The organism is Rhodoferax sp. GW821-FHT07F03 (genome assembly GCF_059418745.1).
On the sequence record NZ_JBWKQM010000009.1, the window covers coordinates 250531 to 267862 of the forward strand.

The window sequence follows — 17332 nt, forward strand, 5'->3', positions numbered from 1 at the left end:
TGCGGGGGTCTCAGACGCTATGGTAGGCCTGCTCCAGCGCGGCGATGTCCAGCTTGACCATTTGCAGCATGGCGGCAACTGCGCGCTGGGCGGCGGCGGTGTCGTCGCCCTGCATCATGGCAGTCAGGGTTTTGGGCACGATCTGCCAGGACACGCCGAACTTGTCGGTCAACCAGCCGCATTGCTGGGCGTGGCCGCCGACCATCAGCTGGCTCCACAGATGGTCCAGCTGGGCCTGGGTGTCGCAGGGCACGACCATGGAGATCGCCGGGGAGAAGTTGAAATACGGGCCGCCGTTCAGGGCCACAAACTCCTGGCCATCCAGCACAAACTCCACCGTCATGACCGAGCCTATGGGCCGGTGCGTACTTTCCACGTAGTGCGTGGTGCTGACGATGCGTGCGTTGGGAAAGACGGATACATAAAACTCCGCCGCCTCTTCGGCGGCTCCGTCAAACCACAGGCAAGGCCCGATTTTCTGCATGGAAATTACCTCCAGTCGCGGGTATGCAGGGTGCGAAATACTCCCTCAACCTCAGGACTGTAGCGCCCTGGCGGACCGCAAGTGGCTGTTTTATTGCTACCGTTTGTATAGCCGGTAACGGTGTGGTGCAGTACCTGCCAGGCAGAGCCACAGGCTTCTAGGGGCTGACTCCATGCGCCAATGCGGGCACCGTTTGGCCATGGAGGTGCACGCGGTTGCGCCCAGCGGCTTTGGCCGCGTACAGTGCCTGGTCGGCCTGGTGCAGCACGGCTTGCCAGTGCGGGTCCTGGGCCGAGGCCAGGGCCACGCCCATGCTGGCCGAGATGGGCACGCGCTGGCCCTGGCTTTCACAGACCAGGGTGGCTATACCGCGGCGCAAGCGGTCACACACCTGCAGGGCTGCATCCACCGACACCTCGGGCAGGTAGAGCACGAATTCTTCTCCGCCGTAGCGTGCAAAAGCGTCGTGTTCGCGCAGCATGCTCTGGATGTACTGCGCGCAGCTGACCAGCACTTCGTCACCCGTCGCATGGCCGTAGCGGTCGTTGATTTGCTTGAAATGGTCCAGGTCCATCAGCACCAAGGCGGCGCCTGCTGCCGGCTGTTTGGGCAACTGGGCCAAGAACCAGCGCCGGTTGCCCACTCCGGTGAGTGGGTCTGTCTGGGCCATGCGTTGCAGGTGTAGCTGCGAGCGCTCGTTCACCAGGGTGACCGTCAACAAGGCGATGCCGAAGTTGCACAGGATCTCCATGAAGAAAGTGTCCGCAACATTGCCCAGAAGGTCAGATCCGCGGAAGATGCTGAGCACCCGTATCAGGTAAAAAAGCGCTCCCAGCAGCATGCATATGGCCAGGGGCTTACGCGACGGCAAGGGTTCCAGCCGCCCGTTACGCAAGATGCCGTACCCGGTCAGTGTCAGGCCCAGAATGGCGCCAGCATAGTAGGTAAGGCCGCGTAACTTGGCTTCGTAAGGGAAGCCGGTGGCAAGCCCCAGCAGAGCCACGCCCAGGGGCAGCAACAGGACCAGGCGGGTCTGTTTCCAGCGCCAGCGTCCTGCCAGTTCGGCGTAGCTGGCCCATAGCAGGCTGTAGCCCAACATGGTGCACAGCAGGCTGATATGCGGCCGCACCATGGTTGGCAAATCTATTCGGCCTGGATGTGTGATGGCGGATGTGAAGGTATACCCCCCCGCCAAGAAAACAAAGGCCAGGGCCAGCAGGCCGATGCCCTGTGTGCCCGAGGATTGCCTGCGCAGTTGCACGAACACCAGCGCCCCCAGCATGAAGGAAGTCTGGTGCAGGAATAGCACCGTGGGCAGGTGGATCTCTAAACTGGCAGCCATTTTTTATGTAGCCATGGGCATGAACTGTCCATGCAGGCGCACGCAATTGCGGCCTGCGGCTTTGGCGGCATACAGGGCCTGGTCGGCCCGGTGCAGGACCGCGTGCCAATGGGTATCTTGCGCGTTGGTAATGGCGATACCGAAGCTGGCCGAGACAGGCACGGGCTGCCCTTTGTTTTCGCATGCCAGTGCCGCCAGGCCCAGGCGCAGGCCTTCGGCGATGGCCTGCGCTTCAGCGGTGTTTGTCCGGGGCAGGTAGAGCACAAACTCCTCTCCTCCGTAGCGCGCGAACACCGCCTCTGGGGGCAACATGCTCTGGATGCGATGGGCGCATGCCACCAGCACAGCGTCGCCGGTAGCGTGGCCAAACTGGTCATTGATGCGCTTGAAGTGGTCCAGGTCGATCAGCAGCATGGCGGCCCCTGACACAGGGTGTGCTGGGAGCCGGCCCAGGAAGCTGCGCCGGTTGCCTGCGCCGGTCAGTGGGTCGGTCTGGGCCATCTTCTTCAATCGCACCTGGGTGCGGTCGTTGACCAACGAGATGGTCAGCAGGCACATGGCAAAGCCGCAGACAATTTCAACAAAGAAGGCATCCGCCACGTTGAGCAGAATTTCGGTTTCCTGGTGCAGGTTGACGATGTTCAGCATGTAGACCAAGGCGCTTGCCACCAAGCTGCTGGCAAGTAGCGGCCTGTTCGGCAAGGGATCGATGCGGTTTTGCCGCAGCATGCTGTAGGCGGAAGACAGCAGCGCAACTATTGCGTAGCTATGGTAAGTGCTGGCACGCAACAGATTGTTCTGTGGAAATCCGGTGAGCCCGCCTAACAGCGCGATAGCCACCGGCAGAAGCAGCATCCACCGTTCTTGCTGCCAGTTTCCAGTACCTGCCAGTGTGTTGAAGCCACCCCACATCAGCGTGTATCCCAGTGTGCCAAATAACAAGCTCAGGTGCGGCCATACGGCCATGGCCACTGGAAGATGGTCCGTCATGCCCGCAATGGTTGCACCCGCAGCCAGCAACAAAAAGCTGGCGGCCAGCAGGCCCAAGCTCACGCGCTTGCTCTCGTGCGATTGCTTGCGTACATGCATGAACACCAGTCCACCTATGAACAGGGAGGTGGTGTTGAGCAATAAAACCGTACGTAACTCGATCTCGAACGCCATGTCCTTGTGTTCGCCAAATGCGGATGGGGCGATATTGCGGGCGGCAGGACGTACGCGCTACACATCCGGGACAGCGTCTCCTGGCTATGATTTTAAGAGCCAATTGTGATGACTGGATGTGCTGCAACACAGCATTTGGGCTGTGCATGGGGCCTGCCCAATGAGCCCTGGATTGCTGGATGACAGTTTCGCGACAAAGCCCGCCGTGCCACGGCTTGGCGGCTGCAATGCAGCATGAAGCTGCATTTGCGAAACACGGTCTATTTGGACCCTTAAATAGACCGTGAACAGTTTCTCAAGACAGGCGTTGGTCCGTAGAGGGTTTTTTCCACAGATTGATGCCGCCGTCCACTGCATGCTGGTCGATCGCGGTGAGTTCTTCGGTGCTGAAGTGCGCGTTCTTCAGCGCACCGGCCAGTTCCACGATCTGCTCTGGGCGGCTGGCGCCGATCAGGGCCGAGGTGACGCGCGGGTCGCGCAGCACCCAGGCGGTGGCCATCTGCGCCAGGCTTTGGCCACGGGCCAGGGCCATCTCGTTCAGTGCGCGCACATGGGCCAGGTTCTGCGGGCTCAGGTGATCTTGCTTGAACGAGCTGCCGCCGGGGCGGTTGATGCGTGCGTCGGCGGGCACGCCGTTCAGGTACTTGTTGGTCAGCAGGCCCTGGGCCAGCGCGCTGAAGGCGATGCAGCCTATGCCCTGGTCACCCAGGGTGTCCAGCAGCTCTTCTTCGATCCAGCGGTTCAGCATGCTGTAGGACGGCTGGTGGATCAGGCAGGGCACGCCCATCTGCTTGAGGATGGCAGAGGCCTCGCGGGTCTTGCCGGCCGAGTAGCTGGACAGGCCCACATACAGTGCCTTGCCCTGCTGTACGGCCGTGGCCAGCGCGCCCATGGTTTCTTCCAGCGGGGTGTCGGGGTCGAAGCGGTGCGAATAAAAGATGTCCACATAGTCCAGGCCCATGCGCTGCAGGCTTTGGTCCAGGCTGGCTAGCACGTACTTGCGGCCACCGCCGCCCTGGCCGTAGGGGCCGGGCCACATGTCGTAGCCGGCCTTGCTGGAGATCACCAGCTCGTCGCGGTAAGGCCTGAAGTCGCGGCGCATGTGCTCGCCGAAATTGGTCTCGGCGCTGCCGTAGGGTGGGCCGTAGTTGTTGGCCAGGTCGAAGTGGGTGATGCCCAGGTCAAACGCTGTACGTAGCATGGCGCGCTGGGTTACCAGTGGCGTGGTGTCGCCAAAGTTGTGCCATAGGCCCAGGGTGATGGCAGGTAGCTGCAGGCCGCTGCGCCCAGAACGGCGGTACGGCATTTTGTCGTCGTAGCGGTCGGTTGCGGCGTGGTAGGTCATGTTCTGTCTCCAAGGCTGTTGTAAGCGGAGCAGGCATTCTAGGAAGGATCGCCACCATTTGTGCGGCAGCCGCACTATGCCCTGGCGGGGGACTCGGCTCCGGGGGGCTCAAGTTCGCAACTGGCCGAGTCTTTCGTGGGCGTCCATGGCCAGCAGGGCCAGCACGGCGACCAGCAGCAGGTAGTGCAGGCCGTATTGCAGCTTGACCTGCGGTGAGGCAATTTCCTGGGTTGTCGGGGCTTTGCCCTTCAAGGCTGACCATACTTTGGGTAGCGCCAGGATGGCTATGACGACAAGGAGAGGGCTGGGCCTCCACCAGAACACCGCGCACAGCAGGGGCATGCCCAGCAGCCACAGTTTGTTCGAGATGACAGAGACGATGCGTCCTCCATCCAGCGGAGTCAGGGGAATCAGGTTGAACAAGTTCAGCACGAAGCCCGCGTAGGCAATCGCCATCCACAATGCCTGGCCGTTCTCGCGGGCATAGAGATAGCATAGAAAGGCGCCGGCGGTGCCCAGCATGGGTCCAGCTAGGCCGACATAGGCCTCAGTTTCCGGGTCGAGCTGGGTGGTTTTGAGCGAGATCCAGGCGCCGACAAATGGAATGAAGACCGGCATGCCCACTTCCAGGCCACGCTTTTTCGCGGCGATGTAATGGCCCATCTCGTGCAGGAACAGCAGGCCGATGAAGCCCAGGGCATAGGGCCAGCCATAGTGCATGCTGTAGACGAAAACCGACACCAGCATGCTGCCGCTGGACACCAGCAATTTGCCCAGCTTACCCGCGAATAGCAAGGCCAGCAGGAACTTCATGCGCTAGCCCCGAGCTGCTGTAGTGCCGCCTGGTAGGCCGCGCCGATTTGTTTGCTTTTACGCTCCGCCAGGGCCTGTAATTCGCTGCCCAGGGAGGCCACCTTGTCGGGGTGGTATTCACCCATCAGCCGGCGGTAGGCGTTGCGGATGTCTTCCAGGCTGGCGTCGGGTGACAGTTCCAGTACCTGGTGCCAGGGCGGGTCCAGGGAGGCGGGCGCCACGTGGCTGGGCGCTTTGGCGGTAAACAGCGAGACCACCCAGTAGCCCAGTACCAGGCCACCGATGACGATGATGATTTCTGTGGTACTCAAGGAGCGTCCTCTGCAGGAGCAAATCGTAGGCGCGCATTCAGCAGAGCGGGCATTTCGGAGCTGGCTTCGTCTTCGCAGGCGATCTGCTCGTCTAGTCGCAGCAGGCATTGCGCCTTCACTTGCGTCAGGGTCGTCGGGTCTAGCAGGCGCAGGCAGGCGGCTTCGAAGTCTTCCACCACCGGCTGGGTGGCGCATAGCTTGCGCACCAGGTTCAATGCGAACGGCGGGCAGCTCAGGCATTCGAATGCCAGCGTGCCAAATGGTCCGTTTTGCAGGCCCAGCGTGTGCCGTCGACGCCACAGCAGCAGCAGCGCAGTGGCATTGCTCAGGTACATCAGGGCTAGCGCCGGCACCACGGCCCACAGCCCGGCGCGGGTGAACAGCCCCAGCGGTAGGCCTACGAAAAGACAGGCGGCCGACAGCCAGATCCATGGAGTGAATACCCGCAGCGCCGGTAAAGTGTCCAGCACCCGTGGTGTGGCGCGGACTTGTGTCGTACCGGCAAAGCGCCAGCGCAGCACGAACAACTGCCGGTGCGGCGTGAGTGGGTTGGGCAGGTAAGGTTCGCGGCCGCGTATCTTCCAGCGCTGCGAGCCAAAGGCGGCCAGCCAGCCGGCACGCCTGTGTACCAGCACGGCCTGGTTTCCCGACAACAGTCGTGCCGAGTCGTAGAGGTAGAGAGCCAATGCCAGCAGCATCAGCGCCGAAGCGGCATCCACGCCTATTTGCGCTTGAACAGCTTGCCTATGCTGCCCAGGAACACTGCGGCCGCAGCAGCCACCAGCTTCCAGGAGGCCGCCAGAACGCCTACCAGCACCTTCCAGAAGCCGGTCTTGGTGGCCACTGCGGCTGCGCCGCCGGCGACGAGGGCCGCCAAGCCGAATTGGGCAATGCGGTCACCGGACTTGAATTCAGAGTACTTTTCGCCGGCTTTGAACTCGAAGCCTGTCAGCACGGACTTGAATTCCTTGACATCTGCGTCCAGTGTTTCGGGGCTGGATACCAGCACCGCGCTTTCGTAGCCTGTGCGGCCCAGCAAGCGTACGGTGTAGTTGATGATGGGCCGGTCGTGGCTGGCAGAGCGTAGCCGCAGCGCCCACTCCAGGTGCTTGGTGGTGGGGTCGTAGTGCGGGGGAATGTACCAACCGTCGGTATACAGATCAGGCATGCCACGTTTGCGGCGCTCTTCGTTGCTGGGGCCGTCGTGGCTCTTGAGCTGCTTGAGCAGTTCGTCAGCATCGATCTTCTCGTCGTCTTTCACGTAGCCGGCCGGGTCGAATGAGAATGCGGCCCACCAAGAATTGCCCATCAGGATGTTTTCGGCCGAGGGCAGATTGCCCGTCAGCTCCAGAAACTTGGAGCCATTGGTGGTATCCAGGAATTGCGAGTCTTTGGGTATCTTCAGTTCGGCCTTGTCTTCCAACGCGGCGGTAACCGGGCCGTTTTGCCAGGCCAGGGCCTTGAGGGCGGCGTTCGGGTCTTCAGAGGTGGCAGCTTGCGTCAAGGTACCCAAGGTCAGAATAGCTATCGCTAGAGCGGCGTGCCTGAATCTCAACATATTTCCCCAATCATGCTGTATGGGCCTCGAGTGGCTGCATTGCATTTGTCCACTCGGAGCACTTGTGTCTATTTGTAAATGACGCAGCAGATTATTGACCGGCGGATCTGAAGGAACGAAGGGAATGGAGCAGGTGCTCATTCTTTTGAATGAAAACACAGCCTAGCGCGCCCAGCATTTAGGAGGTGCTAAGTTAGTGGTGGCAAATGGCGTCTTCAGGCCGTGGGGCGGGGTAGTTCTATGACAAAGCAGGCGCCACCGCCTTCGCGGCCTTCGCAGCGGACGCTGCCACCGTGGCGTTCGGCGATGGACTTGACCAGGGCCAGGCCCAGGCCTACACCGCCATCGCGTTCGCTGGCGCCGGGCAGGCGGTAGAAGGGCTCAAAGATGCGTTCGCGCAGCTCGGCCGGTACGCCGGGGCCGCGGTCGAACACGCGCAGCACCGCGTTGCCGCCGTGCCGCTGCAGGGTGACGTCCACCTCGCCACTGGTGTAGCGGCGGGCGTTTTCCAGCAGATTGCGTACGGCGCGGCGCAGCAGCTTGGCCACGCCCTGTACCTCGTAGCTTTGGTCGGGCTCGCCTTCCACGCCGACCTCGAACGAGGCATCGGTGCGGGCGCATTCTTCGGCCACCAGGCCGGTCAGGTCCACCTCTTCCACCGTGCCTAGGTCGGCTTCCTTGGCGTCTAGCCGGCTGGCCAGCAGGATTTCGTCCACCAGCTGGTCCAGCTCGGCGATGTTGCGGCTGATCTCATTTTTGAAAGCCGGGGAGGGCGAGGAGCCCATCAGCTCGATGCCCATGCGGATGCGCGTCAACGGCGAGCGCAGTTCGTGCGAGGCATTGGCCAGCAGCGACTTTTGCGACTGCAGCAGGGTTTTGTGCGATGCCACCAGGGTTTCGATGCGTTCGGCGGCGGTGTTGAAGCGCTGCGCCAGCAGGCCGGCCTCGTCGCGGCCATGGATGGGCACGCGTACCGACAGGTCACCGGTGCCCCATTGCTCCACGCTGCGTTGCAGCGATTCCAGCCGCCGTGTCAGGCGTCGGATGATGGGGTACATGGCCAGTGCCATGGCAATGCCGACCATGCCCAGCGTCCAGAAGAAGCCGAACGGCGGCCGCAGCCACCAGGTGCGCGCCGGGCGCGGCAGGTGGATCAGCACCCGCTGGCCGTCGTGCATGCGGACCACGAATTCGGGGCCGCGGTTGTCCATGGTTTCGGGCGAAGGTGGGGGCAACTCTGTCAGGTCTTCACCGTCGTCCGGTAAGGCCGGGGTTGCCGGGGCGCTGGCGGGCGGGACGATCTGCAGGCCGTCGGGCGAGACGCGCAGTTGGCGGGTCGTGCCCTTGCCGATGATTTCGCCGGCCCGGTTGCGTATCACCAGGTCGTGCAGCGGCGGGTCGGCTGCCATGCGCCAGGCCAGGCCGACCAGCAGCATCAGCACGGCCAGGGCCAGCAGCACAGCCAGCCAGATGCGCACATACAGGCGCTGCAGCAGTGAGGGCAGGGAGGGTTGCATCGGGACGTAGTCCATCTCAGTTCTATCCGGTCGGCTGTGGAGCCGCAAAATGTACCGCGCTTCTGTGCGGCACCGCAGAGAGAACCGGACGGCGGGCTAGTCTTGCTGTTTGGCGAAGACGTAGCCGGCGCCGCGTACTGTGACGATGCGGCGCGGGTTCTTGGAGTCGGTCTCGATGGCGGCGCGGATGCGGCCCATGTGCACGTCGATGGAGCGGTCAAAGGCCTCGAGTTCGCGACCGCGCACGGCTTCCATGATCTGGTCGCGCGTCAGCACGCGGCCGGCACGTTCGGCCAGCGCTACCAGCAAGTCGAATTGGTAAGAGGTCAGGTCGGCCGGCTGGCCGTTGACGGTAACGGAGCGCGCGTCGCGGTCGATCTCCAGCGAGCCGAAGCGCAGCACTTTGTTGGCGGTGTTGGCAGTGTCGCCCTGGCGGCGCAGGATGGCGCGGATGCGCGCCAGCAGTTCGCGTGGCTCGAAGGGCTTGGGCAGGTAGTCGTCGGCACCCAGTTCCAGGCCGATGATGCGGTCCAGCGGGTCGCCCTTGGCGGTCAGCATCAGCACTGGCACCTGGGCGATGTCTCCCGTGCTGTTGCGGATGCGTTTGCATACTTCCAGGCCGTCCAGGTCGGGCAGCATCAGGTCCAGGATCACCAGATCGGGACGGGTCGGGCCGCTTTGGCCCTGCAACTGCGCCAGACCGCCCATGGCCGTAGGCTGGTGCGACACGTTGAAGCCGGACTGGCCCAGGAACTCGCCGACCATGCTGGCCAGGCGGGTGTCGTCTTCGATCATTAGCAGGTTTGCGCTCATGGGGTATCCGTTAAGTGGTCTGGCCGTTGGGAAAGCATTTGTAAAGCACGATGGTGCGCCTTTGCCGCCAATATGGGTTGTAGCCACCGTAAAGATAGGTAAATACTTTACATCCAAATTGCTATCAAATAAATAGCTTCCGGCGCTTGCTCCTTCTGCGCTAGAGACGGTTTTTGCCGTATCAGCCTTTGTTCCGCTGCATACGCCACAGCAGCAGCAATAGCAGCATGGGCGGGATGGCGGTCAGGCCAGTGGCCACGAAGGCCGTGGCGTAGGCGCCCAGCAGGCCATAGGTGGGCGTGAGCGTTTCGACGGCAATTCCGGAGAATCCTTTCAGGAACTTGCCCAGCAACGCGTAGGTCGAGGACAGCATGGCGTACTGCGTGGCGGTGTAGCCCAGGCTGGTCAGGCTGGACATATAGGTCACCAGGGCGACGCCGGCAAAGGCCTGTGCAAATGCATCCAGCGCCATCACCGCGGCAAAAACCTCGGTGCTGGCATGGAAGCTGAGCAAGGCGAATGCCGCCGTGCCGAAGCCTTCGAGCACCAGCCCGGCGACCAGGGTGGGCAACAAGCCCAGCCGGATGGCGCTGATGCCGGCCGCCGCGATGCCCAGGAAGGTGGTGACCAGGCCAAAGGAGCCGCGCACCCAGGCTACCGTGTCTTTGGCGAGGCCGAGGTCATGGTAGAACGGGTTGTACATCGGCCCCATCACAAAGTCGGGCAGGCGGTACAGCGCCACCATCAACAGCATGACCAGTCCGGCGACCTTGTGCTTGGCGAAGAAATCGACGAACGGTCCGACGATGGCATCAGCCAGGCCGCGCAAGGTCCACAGCGAGGGCCTCTGCTGCAGCACCACATCGGCACGCGCCGGCTCGGAGGCGTACAGGGTTGCCACCATGCATAGCGCCATCAGCACCGCCATGCCCACATACGACATGCTCCATCCGACACGGGCCGCGGCGGCGATGATCAAGGCATCGGTGATGAGCAGGGCCACGCGGTAGCCTACCTGCGCCGCCGAGGTCATCAGGCCCACTTCGTCCGCGTCAGCGGCCGACTCGATACGCCAGGCGTCGATGGCGATGTCTTGCGTGGCCGAGGCAAAGGCCGTCAACAAGGCAAATGCGCCGATCGCGGCCAGCCCGCCCGCCGTACCCACCATGGCCATGCCCAGCAACCCGATGGTGACCAGAATCTGGCACAGCAACATCCAGCCGCGGCGCCGGCCCAGGCGGCCCAGTAGCGGCACGTCAATGCGGTCCACCAGCGGCGACCAATACACCTTGAACGCATAGGCGAATCCAACCCAGGAAATGAAGCCTATGGCCACCAGGCTGGTGCCGTCGTCCCGCAGCCAATAGCCAAAAGTATTCGCGGTCAGCAAAAAGGGCAGGCCCGAGGCAAAGCCCAGCGCCAGCATCACCGCCACCTTGGGCTGCCTGAGTTCTCTCAGCACCTCCATCGCTGAACGTTTGCGGCGCGGGGCGGAAGCAGGCTCTGGCTGAGGGGAGATCGGGGTACTGGCAGAAGAGGGGGACGTCATCCGGGAATAATACTTGCTGCGTTATAGATGGCTTGCAATATGGAAAGTAACTACAAATGCAGTTGAAAGTAGGTTGGATGTCGTTTTGCTTGGGTCTGGCCTTGGTGCAGACACCCTCGGTGTGGGCGCGCGACGGCGTGGACGTGGGGGGCAACTCGGCCTTCTCCAAGCTGGTGTCGGCCGACCAGGTGGAGGAAACCGCCAAGCTGCAATACCAGCAGACTTTGCAGCAGGCGCAGCAAAAGCAGGCGCTGGCACCTGCCGATCACCCGCAATTGGTGCGTTTGCGCCGCATTGCGCAGCGCATCATTCCGTATACCGCCGACTGGAACCCGCGCGCCAAGGACTGGAAGTGGCAGGTCAACCTGATCGGCAGCAGCCAGATCAACGCCTGGTGCATGCCCGGCGGCAAGATCGCCTTCTACACCGGCATTCTGGACAAGCTGCAGCTCAACGACGACGAAGTCGCCGCCGTGATGGGCCATGAAATCGCTCACGCCCTGCGCGAGCATGCGCGTGAACGCATGGGTAAGTCCGCCGCCACCAATCTGGGCGCGAATCTGCTCAGCCAGCTGCTGGGTGCCGGCACTCTGGGCCAGCAGGTGATAGGCGGTGGCGCCCAGTTGCTGAACCTGCAGTTCAGCCGGTCCGATGAAACCGAGGCGGACCTGGTGGGCCTGGAGCTGGCAGCCCGTGCCGGCTTTGACCCGCGCGCCGGCATCAGCCTGTGGAAGAAAATGAGCGCCCAGAATACGGGGGCTCCGCCGCAATGGCTGAGCACCCATCCGGCCAGCAGTACGCGCATCGCCCAGATCGAGAAGAATCTGCCCAAGGTGCTGCCGCTGTACGAGCAGGCCAGGAAAAGTTAAGGTTTTTGAAAGTCCTATGCGATGGTGACCTGCTACCTGCGTTACGTGATCGATCCCTACAAGCTCGCCGAATTCGAGCATTACGGCAAGCTGTGGATTCCGCTGGTGGAAAAATTTGGCGGCCAGCACCACGGTTACTTTCTTCCTTCCGAGGGGGCGAACAATATCGCGCTGGCGATGTTCACGTTCCCATCACTGGCCGAGTACGAGGTGTACCGCGCCGCGTCCCTGCAGGACCCGGAATGCCAGGCCGCCTTCCGCTATGCCGGAGAGACGCGCTGCATCCTCAGCTACGAGCGCAGCTTCTTCCGGCCCATGTTTTCCTGAGTTCTTAAAATTTAAATAAAAAGAGCTGCTGGCGCAGGTACTACCTGCGCCAGCAGCTCTTTTTATGATAGCAAGACCGGCGCGGCGCTAGCTTGCTGTGGTCGGGTCTATCAGTGCCAGCAGCGGCGCATAAATGTGCGTACCAGCGGCGATGATGGGGTTGCCCTTGTGCAGCCCGTTATGAGCCAGGAAGTCATTCACCTGGCCGCCGGCCTCGCGCACCAGCACGATGGCGGCCAGGCAGTCCCAGGAGTTGATGTGCGGCTCGTAGTAGCCAATCAGCCGGCCGGCCGCCACGTAAGACAGCATCAGCGCGCCCGAGCCGTTGCGGATGAACATGCCGCCCGCCTCCAGCACCCGGCCCAGAAACGGCACAAAGGCGCTGACCGGCACGCGGTGTGAGAAGCCCACGCCCAGCACGCCTTCGGTGATGCTGTGGGCCTGGTGCGCATGGATGGGCTGCTGGTTGACGAAAGCACCCTGGCCGTCGCAGGCGTGGAACATCTCATTGCTGTTCGGGTCGAACACCACGCCAATCACCGGCTTGCCTTGGTGCGTGACGGCGATAGACAGGCACCAAGAATGCATGCCGTTGACGAAGCAGGCCGTGCCGTCGATCGGGTCTATGACCCACAGATAGGCCGCGTCCTCGCGGTCCAGCCCGCCTTCTTCGCCCAGAAAGCCGTCGTCGGCAAACTGCGCCAGCACTTGGGCGCGGATATACAGCTCGGTGTCCTTGTCGGCGGCGCTGACCATGTCCTGCAAGCCCTTGGACTCGATCACCAACTGGTCGCGCTTGCGGAACCATTCCAGGGCCTGCATGCCGGCCTGGCGGGCAATGCTCTGGGCCAGCGCGTAGCGCGCGGCGATGGCAGCGGTGCTCATGCTTGGCCTCCTACGATGCAAACTCCGTGCTGGGCGAAGCGGATACCGACCGACGCGCCCACGGCCAGCGGCTGGTGCATATCGGTCTGGCGCACAAACAATTCGCCCAGCGGCGACTCCACGGCGTACTGCATCTCCGTCCCCAGGAAGGCCGCGTGGCGGACCTGGCCGATCAGGGCGTCGCTGCCGGTAGCGGCCGTGAGCTGCACAGCGTCCGGTCGCACGGCGATGCGTATGTCGCCGCGGTAGGCGCGTGGGTTGGCCAGCGGCACGGCCAGGCCGCCCAGCAGGCAGTCGGCCTTGCCGTCCGCCAGGGCGCCGCGCACGCTGCCACTCACACGGTTGGCGTCGCAGATGAAGTCGGCCACGAACTCGTCGGCCGGGGTGTCGAACAGTTCGCGCGGCGTGCCCTGCTGGGCAATGCGCTGGTTGTTCATCACGATGATCTGGTCGGACACGGCCAGGGCTTCTTCCTGGTCGTGGGTGACGTAGACGGCGGTCAGCTGCAGGCGCTGCTGGATCTCGCGGATTTCCTCGCGTACGCGGCGGCGCAGCTTGGTGTCCAGGTTCGATAGCGGTTCGTCCAGCAGCAGCACCTGGGGTTTCAACACCAGGGCGCGGGCCACGGCCACACGTTGCTGCTGGCCACCCGAGAGTTCGCTGGGCAGGCGCGGGCCGAAGTCGTTCAGACCGACCAGGCGCAGGCCTTCCATGGCCTGCTCACGCGCGTCGGCCTTGCGGGCACCGCCTACCTCCAGGCCGTAGGCCACGTTCTCCAGCACCGTCATGTGCGGAAACAGCGCGTACGACTGGAACACCATGCTGACGTTGCGCTCGATGGCCGACTGCTGGGTTACGTCCTGGCCGGCGATGAAGATGCGCCCTTGGCTTACATGTTCCAGCCCGGCTATCAGCCGCAGCGTGGAGGTCTTGCCGCAGCCGCTGGGGCCGAGCAGGGTGACCAGCGTGCCCTGCGGAATGCTGAAGGACACATCGTTGACGGCGACGACCTTGCCGTATTGTTTGGTGACGCGCTCGAAGACCAGCGCGCCCTGCGTTGCGGCAGTGCTCATGATTCCACCTTTAAAGAAAATACCGGGGCAGGGGCGGCGCCCTCTACCCGTTCCACTCTGCGCAGTCGGCGTTTGCCGACCAGACTCTGTGCTGCCAACACGATCACCAGCATCACCACGATCAGCGCGCTGGAATAGGCGATGGCAATGCCGTACTGCCCGTTCTCCACCAGGCCGACGATGTAGGCCGTGGCCATGTTGTACTTGGCGCTGACCAGGAACACCACCGCACTGATCGAGGTGATGGAGCGCACAAAGCTGTACACCAGGGCTGCGCTCAGCGCCGGCCGCATCAGTGGCAGGATGACGCGGCGTGCGGTAGTGAAACTGTTGGCGCCCAGCATGGTGGAGGCCTCATCCAGGCTGCGATCCAGCTGGCTCATGGCCGCCATGCCGCCACGCAGGCCTACCGGCATGTTGCGGAACACAAAGCACAGCACCAGGATGGCGGCGGTGCCGGTCAACTCGATCGGCGGCACGTTGAAGGCCAGGATGTAGCTGATGCCGATGACGGTGCCAGGGATGGCAAAGCTCAGCATGGTGGCAAATTCGAATGCACCCTTGCCGGCAAACTTTTGCCGCACCAGCAGCCAGGCGGCGACCAGGCCGAGGGCGGCGGTCAGCGGCGCCGAGATGCCGGCAATCATCAGGCTGGTGAACAACGAGTCCCAGGCCGTGCCTATCCAGCGCAGGCCGTGGCCGTCGGTCTCGATGCCGAAGGCGCTGGCGTAGTGGCGCAGCGTGAAGCTGTTGTCGCGGCCCCATTGGTTGACGAAGCCGCCGGCCAGGATCATGCCGTACAGCACCAGGGTGAAGCTGGTCCACAGCGTGGCGATGACCGCCAGCACGGCCGACAGGCGCCGGTCCAGTCCGGCGTGTTGGCCGTTGTCGGCCTTGCCGGTCACTGTGGTGTAGGACTTGTTGCCCAGCCAGTGGCGCTGGGCCAGGAAGGCGCTGACGGCGAACACCAGCAGTATCAGGCCCAGCCCGGCGGCGCGGCCGCCATCGTTCTGCGCGCCGACGATGGCGAAGTAGATCTCGGTGGACAGCACGCCAAAGTTGCCGCCCAGCACCATGGGGTTGCCGAAGTCGGCCATGCTCTCGATGAAGGCCACCAGAAAGGCATTCGCCAGACCCGGGCGCATCAGCGGCAGCGAGACGCGCCAGAAGGTGGTCCAGCGCGAGCCGCCCAGGGTTTGCGAGGCTTCTTCCACCGAGGGGCTGACGCCCTCCACCACGCCGATCAGCACCATGAAGGCGATGGGCGTGAACGACAGTAGCTGCGCCAGCCACACGCCGTAAAAGCCATAGAGGCCGCGCCCTGCGGGAACCTGGAATACGGAAGCTACCCAGGCCGATACCACACCGCTGCGGCCGAACAAGAGGATCAGCGCCAGGCCAATGACGAAGGGCGGCGTGATGATGGGCAGCACCGTGAGCGCACGCAGGATGCGTTTGAAGCGGAAGCCGGTGCGTGTGACCACCAGCGCAAAGGTCAGGCCCAGCAGGGTCGAGCCGGCGGCAGTGCAGAGCGCCAGGAAGACTGTGTTCCAGGCCACGCCGCAACCACGGGCACTGGCCACGCAGGCCAGCGACCAGATGCGTCCATCGGCCACGCGGGCCCAGGCGGCGTGCAGGCTGTAGCCGGTCTCTTGTTCAAACGCGCCGGCCAGCACGCGCAGCACCGGGAACATCACGAACAAGCCCACCAGGGCCGCCAGCATGGCGATGACACCGCAGACGAATACATCGCCGCGACAAGCGCCCATCCAGGCGGCGCCGGTGCTGAGCACAAACAGGGCGCTGGTGGTTAACAGCAATGCTCCCCAGCCCAGGCCGGGCAGACCGGCGGCGCTTGGCCCCCAGCCTAGATAGGCCAGCCACAGCAGGGCTGCGGTGGCCAGCCCGCACAGTCCCGCGCCCTTGGCACGGCGCTGTAAGGGCAGCAGGCAGACCAGGGCCACCAGTGCCGGCCATAGCACCAGGGGTAGCAGGCCGTAGCGCTGCAGGCCTAGCACCTGCCACAAGGCGCCGGCGGTCTGCACATCGCCGGGCCAGCCGGCCTGCAGCCATTCGCCGCCAAACAGGCCGGCTTCTTGTACATGCCAGGGCACTAGCACGCTTGCCACCAAAGCCAGCCAGAGCCAGCCGCGTAAAGACTTCATCACAAACTTTCTTTCAGGGGGCGGATCAGCGCGACAGCGAGAAGATCTCGTCGTCCCAGCGTTTCAGTAGACGCTTGCGGACTTCGTCGCTGCCGTATTTGGCGAAGTCGTAGTTGATGGTCTTGACGGTTTCCAGGCGCGGCGCCTTGGCGGGGATGGTGGCGGCCTTGTTGGACGGCACCTGGTAGGAGCCGGCTTTGACGGCCAGGGACTGCACATCGGCGCGCAGCGCGAACTCATAGAAGCGCTTGGCAGTGGCCATGTTTTTTGCGCCCTTGACCAGGCTCATGGAGCCGATCTCGTAGCCTGTGCCTTCGCAGGGCGACACCACTTCCACCGGGAAGCCGGCGATGGTTTCCTTCAGCAGGTCGTGCTGGAAGGTGATGCCTATGCCGGTCTCGCCACGGGCCAGCGCCTTGGCTGGTGCCGAGCCGCTCTTGGTGTACTGGCCCACGTTGTCGTTCATTTTCTTCATGAACGCGAAGGCTTCGTTCTCGCCCTGCAGCTGGGCCAGCGTGGCGATAGTGGCGTAGGCGGTACCGGAGGAGTTGGGGTTGGCGATCTGGATCTCGCCCTTCAGGGCTGGGTTCAGTAAGTCCTTCCAGCATTTGGGCGGAGCGATGTTCTTCTGCTTCAGCACCTCGGGGTTGTAGCCAATGCCCAGCAGGCCGGCATAGATGCCCACCGTGCGGTAGCCGGAGATTTCGGCCTGCTTCTGTGCCCAGGGCTGCAGCTTGTCGAGCAGGGGTGATTTATAGACCTCGGTGAAGCCGGCGGCTGCGGCCTGGAGATGCGGATCGCCGGTGCCGGCCCACCAGATGTCGGTCTTGGGGTTGCTGGCTTCGGCGCGGATCTGGGCAAAGATTTCGCCTGCGCTTTTGCGCACCATGGATACCTCGACCTGGGTTTCCTTTTCAAACGCGTTGCGCATCAGCTCACACCAGTCGTTGTCGGCTGCGCACAGCACGTTGAGGCGGTCTGCAGCCTGGCTGGCCAGGGGCAGTAGCAGCAGTGCGGCGAGCGCCAGTTTGGGGGATGTATTGCGTTTCATGCTCGTGTCTCCAAGGTCGATGGCAGAGGGGTGCAAACGCGTTGCACACGTGTGCAATGTAGATCA

17 protein-coding genes are annotated in these 17332 nt (G+C 63.3%); 2 read left to right on the forward strand and 15 right to left on the reverse strand.

Annotation, left to right across the window (positions count from 1 at the left end):
* Nucleotides 1-10: 10 nt before the first annotated feature.
* The 11 genes from AC07R0_RS15820 to AC07R0_RS15870 form a co-directional block, all read right to left on the reverse strand.
* A complete protein-coding gene (locus AC07R0_RS15820) occupies nt 11-484 on the reverse strand; it encodes a VOC family protein (RefSeq protein ID WP_495099718.1) in 474 nt (157 codons plus the stop codon).
* A gap of 157 nt (nt 485-641) precedes the next feature.
* The gene (locus tag AC07R0_RS15825; RefSeq protein ID WP_495105564.1) at nt 642-1826 is read right to left on the reverse strand and encodes a GGDEF domain-containing protein; all 1185 of its coding nucleotides are present in this window, start codon (nt 1824-1826) and stop codon (nt 642-644) included.
* Nucleotides 1827-1829: 3 nt separating this feature from the next.
* Nucleotides 1830-2990 carry a GGDEF domain-containing protein gene (locus AC07R0_RS15830; protein ID WP_495105565.1) on the reverse strand — a complete coding sequence of 387 codons (1161 nt, stop codon included), beginning with the start codon at nt 2988-2990 and terminating at the stop codon, nt 1830-1832.
* 295 nt (nt 2991-3285) lie between these two features.
* Entirely contained in the window at nt 3286-4335 is a 1050-nt protein-coding gene (gene mgrA / locus AC07R0_RS15835; protein ID WP_495105566.1) for an L-glyceraldehyde 3-phosphate reductase, read from the reverse strand.
* A gap of 108 nt (nt 4336-4443) precedes the next feature.
* Nucleotides 4444-5148 carry a site-2 protease family protein gene (locus AC07R0_RS15840; RefSeq protein WP_495105567.1) on the reverse strand — a complete coding sequence of 235 codons (705 nt, stop codon included), beginning with the start codon at nt 5146-5148 and terminating at the stop codon, nt 4444-4446.
* Complete coding sequence (locus tag AC07R0_RS15845; RefSeq protein ID WP_495105568.1) at nt 5145-5459, reverse strand: J domain-containing protein; 315 nt, start codon at nt 5457-5459, stop codon at nt 5145-5147. Before AC07R0_RS15845 ends, AC07R0_RS15840 begins: the two co-directional genes overlap by 4 nt.
* Complete coding sequence (locus AC07R0_RS15850) at nt 5456-6178, reverse strand: hypothetical protein (protein ID WP_495105569.1); 723 nt, start codon at nt 6176-6178, stop codon at nt 5456-5458. Before AC07R0_RS15850 ends, AC07R0_RS15845 begins: the two co-directional genes overlap by 4 nt.
* A gap of 2 nt (nt 6179-6180) precedes the next feature.
* A complete protein-coding gene (locus AC07R0_RS15855; protein ID WP_495105570.1) occupies nt 6181-6972 on the reverse strand; it encodes a DUF2167 domain-containing protein in 792 nt (263 codons plus the stop codon).
* 260 nt (nt 6973-7232) lie between these two features.
* A complete protein-coding gene (locus AC07R0_RS15860; protein WP_495105571.1) occupies nt 7233-8549 on the reverse strand; it encodes a sensor histidine kinase in 1317 nt (438 codons plus the stop codon).
* An 81-nt stretch (nt 8550-8630) separates the two neighbouring features.
* A complete protein-coding gene (locus tag AC07R0_RS15865; RefSeq protein WP_495099709.1) occupies nt 8631-9347 on the reverse strand; it encodes a response regulator in 717 nt (238 codons plus the stop codon).
* 181 nt (nt 9348-9528) lie between these two features.
* Nucleotides 9529-10815, reverse strand: coding sequence for an AmpG family muropeptide MFS transporter (locus AC07R0_RS15870; RefSeq protein ID WP_495105572.1), 1287 nt, complete (start codon nt 10813-10815; stop codon nt 9529-9531).
* 137 nt (nt 10816-10952) lie between these two features.
* Here AC07R0_RS15870 and AC07R0_RS15875 point away from each other — a divergent pair, with 137 nt between their 5' ends.
* Together AC07R0_RS15875 and AC07R0_RS15880 are read left to right on the forward strand one after the other, a co-directional pair.
* Nucleotides 10953-11765, forward strand: coding sequence for a M48 family metallopeptidase (locus tag AC07R0_RS15875; protein ID WP_495105573.1), 813 nt, complete (start codon nt 10953-10955; stop codon nt 11763-11765).
* 21 nt (nt 11766-11786) lie between these two features.
* Entirely contained in the window at nt 11787-12092 is a 306-nt protein-coding gene (locus tag AC07R0_RS15880) for an NIPSNAP family protein (RefSeq protein WP_495099706.1), read from the forward strand.
* Nucleotides 12093-12179: 87 nt separating this feature from the next.
* Here AC07R0_RS15880 and AC07R0_RS15885 read toward each other — a convergent pair whose 3' ends face one another.
* Genes AC07R0_RS15885 through AC07R0_RS15900 form a run of 4 tightly spaced genes read right to left on the reverse strand, consistent with a single transcriptional unit; the run spans nt 12180 to nt 17266 of the window.
* Nucleotides 12180-12977, reverse strand: coding sequence for an inositol monophosphatase family protein (locus AC07R0_RS15885; protein ID WP_495105574.1), 798 nt, complete (start codon nt 12975-12977; stop codon nt 12180-12182).
* Complete coding sequence (locus AC07R0_RS15890) at nt 12974-14050, reverse strand: ABC transporter ATP-binding protein (RefSeq protein ID WP_495105575.1); 1077 nt, start codon at nt 14048-14050, stop codon at nt 12974-12976. Before AC07R0_RS15890 ends, AC07R0_RS15885 begins: the two co-directional genes overlap by 4 nt.
* Nucleotides 14047-16215: an ABC transporter permease gene (locus AC07R0_RS15895; RefSeq protein WP_495105576.1), complete on the reverse strand. Its 2169-nt coding sequence runs from the start codon at nt 16213-16215 to the stop codon at nt 14047-14049. Before AC07R0_RS15895 ends, AC07R0_RS15890 begins: the two co-directional genes overlap by 4 nt.
* 25 nt (nt 16216-16240) lie before the next feature.
* Nucleotides 16241-17266, reverse strand: coding sequence for an ABC transporter substrate-binding protein (locus AC07R0_RS15900; protein ID WP_495105577.1), 1026 nt, complete (start codon nt 17264-17266; stop codon nt 16241-16243).
* Between the last annotated feature and the right edge of the window lie 66 nt (nt 17267-17332).